This is a genomic window from Sphaerisporangium sp. TRM90804 (genome assembly GCF_029846175.1).
Lineage (GTDB): Bacteria > Actinomycetota > Actinomycetes > Streptosporangiales > Streptosporangiaceae > Sphaerisporangium.
Window position 1 is genome coordinate 83,768 of the sequence record NZ_JARWAC010000025.1, and the last position, 12,201, is coordinate 95,968.

A 12,201-nucleotide genomic window follows, 5' to 3' on the forward strand; every position below is an offset into this window, starting at 1 on the left:
CGGCCGGAGGCTGAGGGATGTGAGCGGGCAGATGCCAGAGCCCCAGGGCGCGGCGTGGGAACGGCCTCCCCTTCTGCTGGTGACCGTGGTGCCGTACACCTTGCTGGCCGGCCTCGCCGTCTTCCAGGTGATCACGGAGCAATCGGCGGGCGACGGCTCCCTGGCCGTCGACCTCGGGCTGTGCGGGCTGGCCGCGGGGTGGATGCTCGGCATGTTCACCCTGCGTCCCGCCTGGTGGGAGCGGCCACTGATCATGGCGGTGTTCTTCACCGGGCTGGTGGCGATCACCGCGGTCCTGGTGGCCCGCACCCCCGTGTTCGGGTTGTTCACCCCCGCCCCCTACATCTACGCCTTCACCGTCGTCCGCTGGCCGTGGCGGCTGCTGGGCGTGGCCGCCGTGGCGGTCGTCGCCGGCGCCGCACAGGCGTCCAGCGTGCCCAAGACGACCGCTCTCGGCCTGACGATCTCCGCGCTCATCGTCATCGTCAACATCGTCATGATGTGCGTCACCGCCTGGTTCCTGCAGATCGCCGAGCAGGAGAGAGAGCAGCGCGTCCAGGCCTTCGCCGAGCTGAGCCGGACGAACCGGCTGCTGGAGGCGACGCTCGCCGAGAACGCCGGCCTGCACGCCCAGCTGCTCGCCCAGGCCAGGGAGGCGGGGGTCCTCGACGAGCGCCAGCGAATGGCTCGCGAGATCCACGACACCCTGGCGCAGGGGCTCACCGGGATCATCACGCAGCTCCAGGCCGCCGAGCAGATGCACGACGTCCCGGCGCAGTGGCGCCGCCCCTTCGAGGCCGTCAAGGGGCTGGCGAGGGAGAGCCTGGCGGAGGCCCGGCGCTCGGTCGACGCGCTCCGGCCCGAACCGCTGGAGACCGCGCGCCTGGGCGAGGCGCTCACCGACGTCGCCGACCGCTGGTCGAAGTTGCACGGCCTCCCCGTCCAGGTCACGACGACCGGCACGGCGCGGCCGATGGCGCCGGAGGCCGAGTTCGCGCTGCTGCGCACGGCCCAGGAGGCGTTGGCCAACGTGGCCAAGCACGCGCGGGCGACGAGGATAGGAGTGACGCTGTCGTACCTGGAACACGAGGTGGCGCTGGACGTGCGTGACGACGGCAGGGGCTTCGACCTCGCGGGCCTGGAAGCCGAAGGGGCCGGAGACGGCGCGTCGCGGCCGGCGTCCCGCGGCGGGTTCGGCCTGACCATCATGCGACAACGCGTCGAAGGACTGTCCGGGAGCCTGCGGATCGAGTCCGAACCCGGCGCCGGCACCGGCATCTCGGCCTGCATCCCCACCCAGCCGACCGGGAGCCCAGATGACCGATCGCATGGCTCAGCCGCCCGGGTGCCCCGTATGACCGATCGCATGGCCGAGCCGCCCGGGAGCCCCGTATGACCGACCGCACGGCCGAGCCGGCAGCCGAGCCCCTGATCCGACTGTTGATCGCGGACGATCATCCCATCGTCAGGGACGGGCTGAGCAGCATGTTCGCCTCCGCGCCCGGCTTCGAGGTGCTGGGCGAGGCCGCTGACGGCGCCGCGGCCGTACGGCTCGCCAAGCAGCTCCGGCCTGATGTGATCCTGATGGACCTGCGCATGCCGGTCATGGACGGGCTGACCGCGATCACCGAGCTGACCAGGCTCGGCGTCACCGCGCGCGTGCTGGTTCTGACCACCTACGACAACGACACCCACGTGCTGCCGGCGATCGAGGCGGGCGCGACCGGCTACCTGCTCAAGGACTCCCCCCGGGAGGACCTGCTGCGCGGCGCGCGTGCCGCCGCCAGGGGCGAGAGCGTCCTGTCCCCCTCGGTCGCGGCAAGGCTGATGAACCGGGTCAGAACGCCCGCCCCCCAACTGCTCAGCCAGCGAGAACTCGAGGTCCTCGAACTGGTGGCGACCGGAAACACCAACCGCGAGACGGCCGCCCGTCTGTTCATCACCGAGGCCACCGTCAAGAGCCACCTCCTGAACATCTACGCCAAGCTCGGCGTAAGCGACCGCGCCGCCGCCGTGGCCGAGGCCTTCAACCGACGCCTGCTCACCCCCGAACCACGCGAGCCGTCCTGACGAGGCGCATCGCGGGGATCGCGTCGGTGTCGGTGAAGCCGGTGAACGCGTGCGGGAAGGCCCGCTCCGTGATGCGTGACGGAGCGGGCCTTCCGGCCGTCCCGGCCGGGCGGGTCGTGGCCGGGTGGTGGGCACCTTTCGGGATCGCCTGTCTTACGGGTGGGTGCGCAGGCGTGCGCGTAGCAGGTTGGGGTCGGTGGCCGTCGTGTAGGCGGCGCTGAGCACGTACACGTCGTTGCCGCGCAGTGCGACGGAGGTGGGGTTCTGCAGTCCGTCGGTGCCGTCCAGCACGGTCGTGCCTGTGCTGCCCGGACGGATGCGCACGACCGTGTTGGGGCCGTTGAGGGCGGCGAGGATCTCGTCACCGCGGCCGGTGAAGGTGAAGTCGTCGATGCCGACGAGGCCCGACGCCTTGACCTCAGGTGCCCCCGCACGGTTGCCCGGGCGGATCGCGATGCGCAGGAGGGTGCCCCGGTCGAGGTTGGTCACCCACAGCGCGCCACCGTGCACTTTCGCGCCGTTCACCCCCAGAAAGCCGGTCGAGGACAGTTCGGGTGCGGTGGACCATGCGGTGGGCGTGCCGCCGGTGACGGGTACGGTCCACACGGTGCCGAGCACCGAGTCGGTGATGTAGAGCTGTTCGCCGCGCCTGTCCAGCGCCAGCCCGTTGGGCAGGCCTTCCGCGGGCAGGGCGGCGATGCGCCGCGGGGCCTTGCCGGGACGCAGCCGCCACAGCCCCGTCAGCTCGGCCGTGCCGGTCGCGTACAGCACGTACCCGGTGCCGTCCGAGGTGTGGACGATGCCGGTGGCCAGGGGGAATCCGAGGACCGGCGTGTCGGCCCCGCCGTCGGCGGGCGCGGGCAGCGTCGCCAGGATGCGTGTCCTGCCCGCGGGGGTGATCTGCGCCACCTGGCGGCTGGCGGCGAAGGTGACGTTCGCCGTGCCGTCGGGCAGCAGGCTGATGTTCTCCGGCATCTGGCCCGCGGACAGGTCGAAGTGGGTGGCGACCCGCACATCCGCCAGCGGGCCGTGGGGGGACGTCGCGCCGGCCGGCGCGGCCACCGTCAGGGCGGCCGCGGCCGCCAGAGCGGCCGACACGGCGATCTTGATCATTCGCTTGGACATGGTTTCCTTCACTGTTTTCGGGCATGCGGCGGCCGCGGTGCGGCGCCGTGGTCGAGGGGACGCCTGGCGGGAGGTCGGAATGGTGCCGCCGACCGGGCAGACGTGGGAGCGGGCCGGCGGAAGGATCAGGCGGTGGGGGTGTGGGCGCCGCGGCGCGGCTGGGCCGCATCCGGTTCGATGACGTGGGAGAGCAGGGTCAGGGCCGTCGCGGAGGGGGAGCCGGGCTCGGCCGTGGCCACCACCAGGGTCGGGCCGTCTCCCCGCGGGCTCTGCAGCGTCTGCTGGGTGACCGTCAGCGTCCCGACCAGGGGGTGGCGCATCTCGTAGTCGGCGACGTCGCAGGCCTGGACCCGGTGGTCGGCCCACATCCTGGCGAACTCCGGGCTGCCCATGGTCAGCTCGCCGACCAGCCCGGCCAGCCGAGAATCGTCCGGGTGCCGCCCAGCCGTCAGGCGCAGGTTGCCTACCACGGCCCTGGCCTTGGCGGGCCAGTCGGCGTACAGGTCACGGGTGTGCGCGTCCAGGAACACCAGCCTGGCCATGTTCGGCCGCCGGCCCGGGACGTCGGGACTTTCCGGATCGAGATGGCCGGCGAACAGCGCGTGACCCTCGGGGTTCCAGGCCAGGACATCGCTGCCCCGGCCGATCACGATGGCGGGTGTGCCCTTGAAGGCGGCCAGCAAGGCGCTGGTCGCCGGGGGGACGCGCTCGGCACGCGGCCGGCCCGAGGGGCCGCCGCGTCTCGGCGCTCGGGCCAGTGCGTGCAGATGGGCACGCTCGGGCTCGTCCAGCCGCAGGGCGCCGGCTATGGCGTCGAGCACCTCGGGCGAGGCGTTGTGCGACTGCCCCTGTTCCAGGCGGGTGTAGTAGGGCGCGCTGATCCCCGCGAGCATCGCCAGCTCCTCCCGCCGCAGCCCCGGCACCCGCCGCCGCTCCCCATACGTCCGCAGCCCGACGTCCTCGGGCCGCAACTGCCCCCGGCGCGTCTGCAGGAACTCGGCGAGGTGCCCATGCTTGCTCATGACGTCGAGTATGCGCACTCCCGGCAATCCGTGCCTCACCCCGCCGGGGTAGGGATCCCCGGGGTCCGCCTCCCGCGACGGCGTAGGGCGCCGGCCGACATCACCGTCTGACCAACGCCATGGCGCGGCGGTCTCTCCTCCGCCTCTCGCCACCGATCAATGGTTGAGCTTGAGCTGTCGCAGTCCACGTTCGCAGACCGCCCACTGGATGTCGTCGCTGCCGGCATCGGAGAGAACGACGCTCGCGACGATTTCGGAGTGACACGGGGGAGTTCCGTGCTGGCTGCAACCGCCCCGCGCGCCCGTGCTCTTCGGGTTCTTGTACCAAGCCGGGGGCTGAGGGGGGAGGATCTGTACGACGCGTGACTTCACCACGAACGTTCCTTGAGTCGCCAGGCCAGGAGGTTGGTTCGGTTACTCGGACTGCTGTTGTCTTTGGCGTTGGGCGGTGCGTGCTGAGGCTGCGCGTTGGCGGTGTTCCTGGCGGGCGGTTTCTCTTCGGGTCGGTATTCGGCGCTTCTCGTGTCTGATCGCCAGGCGGATCACCCAGTAGGTGAGGAAGAAGAATAAAGCGCCTGGAACGCCCCATAGCACCAATACCACGAAAATCTCGGCGAATCCGATTCCCGCCATCTGGTTCTCCCCCCCGCATCGGGGCACCAGCATGCCTGATATGGCAGGGTGCGTCTATCGGTTCAACCGGTGTCAGGGCTGGTGGGCGTGGATCCGCATCCCGCGCGGCCTTGGGGATTTTTCGTAGGGTGGGGGCATGTTCTTCGAGCCTCCGGTCGTGCAGGAAGAACCCGCTCGTTCGCCCAAGCCTGGGTTGCCCGCCTGGTACGCGCCGCCGGGGGAGGTGATGGGGGCGGTGGTGGTCAGTGGGCTGGTGTTGGGGCGCAGCCCGCGGGTCGTCGTCGCGGTGCCGACGATTGTGGCGTTCAGGACGGGCTGTCTGATGAACGTGGAGATCGTCATGAGGCGGCACACGCTGTCGGCCGAGGACTTCCAGGCGCTGCAGATGTCGGTGTACCCGCACATGGTCGCCGGGGTGAGCGCCGGGCGGTTGCCGGACAACCTGCTGCGGTTCGGCGTCCGCTACTCCGACGGGTCCAAGGTCACCACCGTCGGGCAGAGCTTCGACTTCAAGGAGCTGCCGCAGGATCCGCCGCCGGGCCCGCGGCTCTCGTTGCTGCTCGGCGGCGTGTCCATGCGCAGCGGTGACGAGGACGCGGGGGTTCTCACCATGGGGCTGTGGCTCTGGCCCTCGCCGCCTCCGGAGACCTTCGAGCTCGGCGTGGAGTGGCCCGTCGGCGGCATCGAGCTGAGCATGGGCGTCCTGGACGGCGCGGCCATCGCGTCGGCCGCCGAGCGGGCGGTGCCGTACTGGCCGGATTCCCCGCCGGGCGAATAGGCCCGCCGCGCGGACGCCCCTCTTCAGGAAGCCACTCCGGTAGCCGGGCTTTCAGGGAAGCCACTCCTGTAGGCCGGGGACGTGCGCGAGCTCCGCCTCTATGCGCTGCCGGTCGCCGGCGGTGAGCTCCAGGCCGCGCAGCTCGGTGGCCCACGGATCGGTGGGCTCGCCGAGGACGGTGGCCAGGTCGACGAGGTGGCACAGGGCGATGGCCCGCTCGGCCACCGGGGCGTCCGCGCCGTGCCTGCGCATCGCCGACTTCAGCGCGCGGAAGGCGTGCGCCTCGTCGTTCTTGAACTCGCGCAGAATCCGGTTGTTGTCGAGCGCCTTGGCCAGGCCCGTCAGTTTCTTCGAGCCGCCGTACTCCACCTCCTCCGGCTCGTCGCGCTGGATGAATACGATCGAGTTTCCCGACGGGTCGATCAGCGTGAAACGGGACGCGCCCGGCCGGTAGCGGGTGATCCGCGGAACGCCGGAACTCAGCACCTTCCCGTGGACCCGGCGCATCGCCGCGGCGAAGGCCTCGTGGTACGGCTGCACGGCGTCGACCATCACCAGGCAGCCCCCGGACTCCTCGCGGGCCGGGTCCAGGCCTTTGGGCGCCGGCCCGAAATGCAGTTGGAAACCGCTCCACCGCAACGCCAGATACACGTAGGGCCTGCTCTGTTTGTAGGTGGCTTCGAATCCCAGGCTTTCGTAGAACGCCGACATCTCCTCCACCGACGCGCACGGCATCAACGGCACCGTGGTCTCGTTCGGCCGAACCGGAGTCTCACCCACGTCATTCCGCCTTTCGGGTCGCCGGACGATGCTGACACCGTTCCACCGAACGCGCACATGGATCGTTCCAGGATGCGTAGCGAAACGACGCCGGAATTGCGCTCCGCCGGGTCAGCGGGTGGAGCAGCGGGAGGTGTGGGCGAGCAGGTGGTCCAGCGGCCGGGGGACGCGGTTCGCGTCGACGGCGAGGACGAGCGCGCGTGCGTACTGGGCCTTGCGGCCGCTCGTCGTGCCCATGAAGCGGCGCAGCTGGCGTTCGACGGCCCGCCCGCGTTGCGCTGGCTGGTTCTGGAAGAGCCGGAACTTGGCGAGATCTCCTTCGGCGGCGAGGACCCGTTCGACGCCGGCGATGTCGAGCGCGCGGATCAGCTCGTCCTCGAGGTCGGCGACGCACACGTAGAAGCCGAGGGACTCCATCGCGTCCCGGGTCAGGGTCGTGCCGGCGCCGAGGCCGGCCTGCTTGAGCCCGCGCCGGAAGTAGGCTTCCTCGGCCTCGTCGCACAGCCCCCGCACGCTGACGGCGAGCTCCGGCCGGCCGAGGATGCGCAGGTAGCGGCCGACGCCCATCGCGCCGTCCATCGGCACGACGCACACGCCCTCACCCGCCAGGTCGCGGTCGCGCCGCACGGCCAGTGCCTCCACCGCGCTCTGGTCGCTGACCCCTTCGACGAGCACCACCGTGCCCAGGCCGTCGCGGGCCAGCCCGCGGGCCTCCGCGGCGGCCGCCGGAGCGCCCGCGCCGCCGCCCGCCCAGGTACGGATGGCGGCTCGGAAACGCTCCAGCTCTCGCATAGACCGATACTCGCAGCGGCCGCTCCGGGCCGTCACCCCGATTTCGGCCGGAGAACGGCTCCGCCCGCTACGCGCGCACGGTCACTGCCACCAGTCCTGGTCGGGCAGCCTCACCCACATGCCGGGCGGTCCGGTGACCGCGCGCGCGTCGGTCGGGCGCAGGCCGGCGGCGGCGCAGCAGTACGCCACCGGCCGGCCCTGGTAGAGGTACTCGGTGAGGATGTCCTCGGCGGAGTCCTCCTGGGACACGGTGCCGCCGCCGGGGTGGGTGTCCCATTCCTCGACGGTGCCGTCGCGGGTGACGCTTCCCTGGTCGCCGCTCTTGGGGTTGGCGTACATCGCGTAGCAGACCGTGCCCACCGACAACCGTTCCACCACGCCGGGGTCGGCCGCGGCCCACGCCCACGGCTGGATGACGACGCATCCACCGGGCACGTCCGTGACGCCGACGACGTCGGCCGCGTTGTCGTCGTCCTCGTTCTCGGCCGGCACGGCCTCCAGGCGTCGTACGGCCTCGGCCGCGCCGATGCCGGCCACACACGCCAGGCTCAGGTCCTCCTCGTCGGAGTCGCCCAGCGCCGTGATCAGCCGGCCGGCCTCCGCCACGGCGGCGGCCTCGGCGGCGGACAGGCCGATCTCGCCCGCGGGCCGGGTGAACAGGCCGGGGGTGGGGCCGGCCAGGCTGAGCCGGCCGGGGGACCAGCCGGCCATCATCGGGCGCCACGGGTCGGCGCCGGCAGCGAACAGGGCGCGGGCGTTGCCGGGGCGGTTGGCGAAGACGGCCTGCCAGAGCGCGGTGCGGCCCTCATGCTCGGCGTCGACGTCGTCGACGCGCCGGGCCACCTCCGCGACGACCTCGGGCGAGCCGAGCTCGGCCGCCGCGCTCAGCGGCCCCGCGTAGTTCCACACCCCCGAGTGGGGGTCCGCGCCCGCGTCGAGCCGTGCCCGGATGAGGCCGAGATCCGTCCAGTCGTTCCAGCCGACGTCGGACCAGTCGGCCCGGCCGTGGGTTGACATCATGCGCCCCTTGGGTGAGGTGATCGATGCGAGGTGCGCCGATCATGGCGCATGAGACCGACAAACTCAGAACGCGGTGCCGGTGGGGCCGCGGGCGGTCGACGTCAGTGGGCGGGGGGAGTGAACGCGACGTCGCAGATGACGTCGTCGCCGGAGACGGCCCTCTCCGCGACGGTTCTGCCGTCGAGCTTGATCCGGCAGGTGACCGTGCCCGATCGGCTGCCCTTCAGCACCGACAGGCTCAGTTCGGGGACGGGGCCGCCCTCCAGCCGGACGGTCTTGCGCCAGGGGAGGGGGACGTCCGCCAGGTCCTCGCCGTCGCGGCCCCGTTTGTGGTTGAGGTTGCGCACCTCGCCGACGCCCTCGCCGGTCGCTTCGAACGTCACCTCGTGCGCGGGCGCGGACGTCACCGTCACCGGGACACCGACCCCTTCGGACGTCGGTGAGTCGTGCAACTCCAGGACGAACCGGGTGACGTCCCTTGGCGTGTCGAACGGCACGACGGCGCTGATCCGGTCACCGGGCTCGATTCGCTCGTAAATGCTGTCGGCGTCCCCGAGGTGGTTCGCCGCGGGGGTGTCCGCCTCGTAGCGGCGGCCCTGGGCGTCGCGCAGCCGCTGGTAGGAGCCGGCGAAGTACTGGTGACGGTCGCCGACGTTCCGCACCTCGACGTACACGAGCACGAACCGGCCCCGGGCGGTCTTCCCCCGGGTCCTGTCGCCGACCCGGCGCACCGACTCCGCCTTGGTCACCCGGAACTCGAATCGGCCGTCGCGTGCCGCGGCGCCGGCCTGAGCCGTTCTGGCGGGCGAGCGCCCGGAGGCGTCGGCCGGCTGCCCGAACGACCCAGGGCTCGAACCGATGCCGACCGCCCCCAGCAGGACGGCTGCCCCGCCGGCCAGGACGACGGCGAGGACGCCGGCGACGACCAGGATCAGCCTCGTGTGGCTCTTCTTGGGCGGCGGCGGCGCGGGACGGTGGCCGTACCCGGGCGGCGGGCCGTGGTGCGCCGGCCGGCCGGGGCCCTGCTGGTACGCCATCGTCTACTCCGAGGGGGGCTGACCGCGCCCCGGGGAGGACGGCAGGCGCGACGCGGACGGGCTGCCGAGGGCGCCCCGTGATGATCGAAGCGTAGCCGAGGCGGGCCGCGCCGGCCCGGGGTTCTCCGCCTCCGGAGCCCGCCGGTCGGAGGTCTCACCTCCGGAGCCGCCGGGCAGGTCTCAGACATGCTCGGAGCGGCGCGCCAGCATCAGGCCGAGCATGAGGGGGAGCATGGCCACGTGCGCGAGGACCGTCAGCGCGTCGCCGTCGATCACGCCCAGCCAGAGCAGGGGGAAGAGCGGGATGACCGGGGCGAACATGGCGGCGCACATCTCCAGGGTGTGCCGCCAGGCGTGGCCGCGAAAGCGCATCCAGGCGGCCATGCCGACGGACATGTTGAAGGCCATCACCAGGTAGCCCGCCTCGGGGTACCGCGCGTGGGAGAAGTCCAGGCCCACCGCTGCCTGGAGCAGCCCCAGGGCGAACATCCCGACGAACATCGCGACGATCATCTCGATGTAGTGGAGGGCGAACCGGAGCCGGCCGCCGCGCGCGTTGGTCGCTGTCTGCGTCATGGTCCGACTATGTGAGCGGGGGAGGTGGCGTCCAAGGAAGGTGAGCGTGGAGGTCCGGAATCTTGGGCAGCCGGTCTTTCCGGCCTACAGTCGAACCATGGAACCGCGGCATTTCGTGATCGTCGGGTACGACGCCGCCGAGCTGCTCGACATCGCCTGCGTGGTGGCGAGCCTGGAGTGCGCGAACTGGTACGGCGCGGCCCCGTACTACAAGGTGCGCCTGGCCACGCCGGGAGCCCGGCCCATCGACTGCGGGCCGACCGTCACGTTGCAGGCCGGCGAGCGGCTCGAACGGGTCACCGGGCCGGTCGACACGATGCTCGTGTCCGGCGGGAGCGGCAGCGAGGACGCGGCGGCCGACCGGCTGGTCCTCGCGCACGTCCGCCGGTTGGCGCGGGAGAGCCGCCGGGTGGCGTCCGTGTGCACCGGAGCGTGGATCCTGGCCGCCGCCGGCCTGCTCGACGGCCGGCGCGCCACCACCCACTGGCGCTGGGCCGGCGCGCTCGCCGCCCGCCACCCGGAGGTGCGGGTGGATCCCGGCCCCATCTTCATCCGCGACGGCGACGTCTACACCTCGGCCGGCGTCACCAGCGCGCTCGACCTGACGCTCGCGCTCATCGAGCAGGACAACGGTCCCGAGCTGGCGCGGACGGTGGCCCGCCAGCTCGTCACCTACCTGCAGCGGCCCGGCAACCAGGCGCAGATGAGCATGTTCACCGCCGCGCCGCCGCCGTCCGACAGCCTGGTCAGACGGGTGGTCGACCACGTCACCGGCCACCTGGACGCCGACCTGTCGGTCGCGGCGCTGGCCGCCGGGGCGGGCGTCAGCGAGCGGCACCTGACACGGCTGTTCCTGCGGCACCTCGGCCAGACCCCGGGCAGGTTCGTACGCGAGGCTCGCGCCGAGGCGGCGGCCCACCTGCTGACCTCGACCTCCCTGCCCATGGCCACCGTGGCCGCCCGCTGCGGCTTCGGCACGACCGAGACCCTGCGCCAGGCCTTCACCGCCCGCTACGGCATCCCGCCCGCGCACTACCGCCTCACCCAGTCGCGCATGACGCCGGAGGCGGCCGGCACGTGACCGCCGGGGGGACGCGAACCCGGCCCGGGGCGGCCCGTCGGGCGCGCGGGCCGGCATATCGATATGGCCGCGGAGGAACCCGCCGGTCCGGCCGTACGTCGTACCGGTCATGGGGCAGACGGGGTACGGGCGCGTTCTGGTGCCGTTGCTGGTTGTGATGCTCGCGGGCACGTTCTCCGCGTGCCGGTCCGCGGACGAGCCGCCGGCCCGGTCCGCGGCCCCGCCGACGGCCCCGAGTCTCCCGCCGGCCGGCGACGTCTGGCCGGACGCGTTCTTCGAGACGCCGGCGCGGATCTCGGGCGTCCGCGCCGTGCGGCCGGTGGCCATGCTGGGCGAGCGTGAGGTGCTGCTGGCCGATCCGAGCAGCACCCATCCCGTCCTGGTGGGATACGACCCGCGGACCCGGGCGCACCGCGTGCTGGCCAGGGTTCCGGAGGGCCCCGCCGGGCATCGCATCGCGAAAGCGGCCAGCGGCGCCGGCCGTGTCGCGTGGATGGCGAACGTGAGAGGCGACGGGGATCCGCCGCGCATACAGATCTGGGTCATGCCCGTCTCCGGCGGTGCCCCTGAGCTGCTCACCGAGTTCCCGGGCCAGGGGTTCTCGCCGAGCGCCCTGGACGGTTTCGAGATCGCGGACGGTCACGTCGTCTGGTGGAGCGGCGCTCTCGTGCATCGTGTCCCGATCTCCGGGGGGGCGGTGCGGCGGGTGAAGACCGAGGGGTACGACTACATGTCCTCGTGGCCGTGGGCGTACGACAAGGAGGACGGGCTGCTCAACCTGGCCACCGGCGAACGGAGGGCCGTGGCCGCCATGGACGGGGGGTCCCGGCGCTGCGGCGCCGAGTGGTGCGTCAGCGAGCTCACCCCCAAGGCGCACGAGCTGACGCGGGTCGTCACGCAGCGGGTGGACGGTTCCGGCAGGACGCTCACGCCCGGCGTGCACATGGAGGAGGCTCTGGTCCGCGACAGGTTCGGCTTCTTCGATCCGCCCTTCGTCCAGGGAGGGGCGTTCATGGTCACGACCATGGGCAGACCGGTGGGGACCCTCGGAACCGCGACCGTGCTGTACGACCGTTGCACGGGACGCTCTGCCCTCCTCGATCCCTCCGCGAGCGCGGCGACCGACGGCCGGCCGGAACAGATCCACCTCGGCGGATCCGCGCCCGCCGGCCCGCTGCTCTACTGGAAGTCCGGCGGCGACCGCTACACGGTGCTGGACCTCTCGCGGGTCGCCGCCGACGGCTGCTCTTCCTGACGAGCCCGCCGGGGCGCGATCGGCGCTGGTGT

12 protein-coding genes are annotated in these 12,201 nt (G+C 72.3%); 5 read left to right on the forward strand and 7 right to left on the reverse strand.

The window, feature by feature from the left end; translation table 11 throughout:
• Nucleotides 1-31 precede the first annotated feature (31 nt).
• Nucleotides 32-1,396: a sensor histidine kinase gene (locus PYR91_RS28430; RefSeq protein ID WP_279784638.1), complete on the forward strand. Its 1,365-nt coding sequence runs from the start codon at nt 32-34 to the stop codon at nt 1,394-1,396.
• Nucleotides 1,393-2,070, forward strand: a complete 678-nt coding sequence (locus PYR91_RS28435) for a response regulator transcription factor (RefSeq protein ID WP_279784640.1) — start codon at nt 1,393-1,395, stop codon at nt 2,068-2,070. Before PYR91_RS28430 ends, PYR91_RS28435 begins: the two co-directional genes overlap by 4 nt.
• Nucleotides 2,071-2,223: 153 nt before the next feature.
• Here PYR91_RS28435 and PYR91_RS28440 read toward each other — a convergent pair whose 3' ends face one another.
• Together PYR91_RS28440 and PYR91_RS28445 are read right to left on the reverse strand one after the other, a co-directional pair.
• On the reverse strand, nt 2,224-3,195 hold the full coding sequence (locus PYR91_RS28440; RefSeq protein WP_279784642.1) for a hypothetical protein: 972 nt from the start codon (nt 3,193-3,195) through the stop codon (nt 2,224-2,226).
• Nucleotides 3,196-3,320: 125 nt separating this feature from the next.
• Entirely contained in the window at nt 3,321-4,217 is an 897-nt protein-coding gene (locus tag PYR91_RS28445) for a helix-turn-helix transcriptional regulator (protein WP_279784644.1), read from the reverse strand.
• 769 nt (nt 4,218-4,986) lie between these two features.
• Here PYR91_RS28445 and PYR91_RS28450 point away from each other — a divergent pair.
• On the forward strand, nt 4,987-5,628 hold the full coding sequence (locus tag PYR91_RS28450; protein ID WP_279784646.1) for a hypothetical protein: 642 nt from the start codon (nt 4,987-4,989) through the stop codon (nt 5,626-5,628).
• A gap of 51 nt (nt 5,629-5,679) precedes the next feature.
• Here the strand turns inward: PYR91_RS28450 and PYR91_RS28455 are convergent, their stop codons facing one another.
• The 5 genes from PYR91_RS28455 to PYR91_RS28475 form a co-directional block, all read right to left on the reverse strand.
• On the reverse strand, nt 5,680-6,408 hold the full coding sequence (locus PYR91_RS28455; RefSeq protein ID WP_279784648.1) for a glyoxalase: 729 nt from the start codon (nt 6,406-6,408) through the stop codon (nt 5,680-5,682).
• A 111-nt stretch (nt 6,409-6,519) separates the two neighbouring features.
• Nucleotides 6,520-7,200 carry a TOPRIM nucleotidyl transferase/hydrolase domain-containing protein gene (locus PYR91_RS28460; RefSeq protein WP_279784650.1) on the reverse strand — a complete coding sequence of 227 codons (681 nt, stop codon included), beginning with the start codon at nt 7,198-7,200 and terminating at the stop codon, nt 6,520-6,522.
• 81 nt (nt 7,201-7,281) lie between these two features.
• Complete coding sequence (locus PYR91_RS28465) at nt 7,282-8,217, reverse strand: ankyrin repeat domain-containing protein (protein ID WP_279784652.1); 936 nt, start codon at nt 8,215-8,217, stop codon at nt 7,282-7,284.
• A 104-nt stretch (nt 8,218-8,321) separates the two neighbouring features.
• Nucleotides 8,322-9,257 carry a DUF4352 domain-containing protein gene (locus tag PYR91_RS28470; RefSeq protein WP_279784654.1) on the reverse strand — a complete coding sequence of 312 codons (936 nt, stop codon included), beginning with the start codon at nt 9,255-9,257 and terminating at the stop codon, nt 8,322-8,324.
• A 180-nt stretch (nt 9,258-9,437) separates the two neighbouring features.
• Nucleotides 9,438-9,833: a hypothetical protein gene (locus PYR91_RS28475; RefSeq protein WP_279784656.1), complete on the reverse strand. Its 396-nt coding sequence runs from the start codon at nt 9,831-9,833 to the stop codon at nt 9,438-9,440.
• A 97-nt stretch (nt 9,834-9,930) separates the two neighbouring features.
• Between PYR91_RS28475 and PYR91_RS28480 the strand changes: the two genes are divergently transcribed.
• Nucleotides 9,931-10,914 (forward strand): helix-turn-helix domain-containing protein, encoded by a 984-nt coding sequence (locus PYR91_RS28480; protein ID WP_279784658.1) that lies wholly within the window; start codon nt 9,931-9,933, stop codon nt 10,912-10,914.
• Nucleotides 10,915-11,023: 109 nt separating this feature from the next.
• Complete coding sequence (locus PYR91_RS28485; protein ID WP_279784660.1) at nt 11,024-12,169, forward strand: hypothetical protein; 1,146 nt, start codon at nt 11,024-11,026, stop codon at nt 12,167-12,169.
• Nucleotides 12,170-12,201: the final 32 nt, after the last annotated feature.

Coding starts and splice junctions, on each gene's coding strand:
- PYR91_RS28430 (WP_279784638.1), top strand. CDS start 32: ATGCCAGAGCCCCAGGGCGCGGCGTGGGAACGGCCTCCCCTTCTGCTG.
- PYR91_RS28435 (WP_279784640.1), top strand. CDS start 1,393: ATGACCGACCGCACGGCCGAGCCGGCAGCCGAGCCCCTGATCCGACTG.
- PYR91_RS28440 (WP_279784642.1), bottom strand. CDS start 3,195: ATGTCCAAGCGAATGATCAAGATCGCCGTGTCGGCCGCTCTGGCGGCC.
- PYR91_RS28445 (WP_279784644.1), bottom strand. CDS start 4,217: ATGAGCAAGCATGGGCACCTCGCCGAGTTCCTGCAGACGCGCCGGGGG.
- PYR91_RS28450 (WP_279784646.1), top strand. CDS start 4,987: ATGTTCTTCGAGCCTCCGGTCGTGCAGGAAGAACCCGCTCGTTCGCCC.
- PYR91_RS28460 (WP_279784650.1), bottom strand. CDS start 7,200: ATGCGAGAGCTGGAGCGTTTCCGAGCCGCCATCCGTACCTGGGCGGGC.
- PYR91_RS28465 (WP_279784652.1), bottom strand. CDS start 8,217: ATGTCAACCCACGGCCGGGCCGACTGGTCCGACGTCGGCTGGAACGAC.
- PYR91_RS28470 (WP_279784654.1), bottom strand. CDS start 9,257: ATGGCGTACCAGCAGGGCCCCGGCCGGCCGGCGCACCACGGCCCGCCG.
- PYR91_RS28475 (WP_279784656.1), bottom strand. CDS start 9,833: ATGACGCAGACAGCGACCAACGCGCGCGGCGGCCGGCTCCGGTTCGCC.
- PYR91_RS28480 (WP_279784658.1), top strand. CDS start 9,931: ATGGAACCGCGGCATTTCGTGATCGTCGGGTACGACGCCGCCGAGCTG.
- PYR91_RS28485 (WP_279784660.1), top strand. CDS start 11,024: ATGGGGCAGACGGGGTACGGGCGCGTTCTGGTGCCGTTGCTGGTTGTG.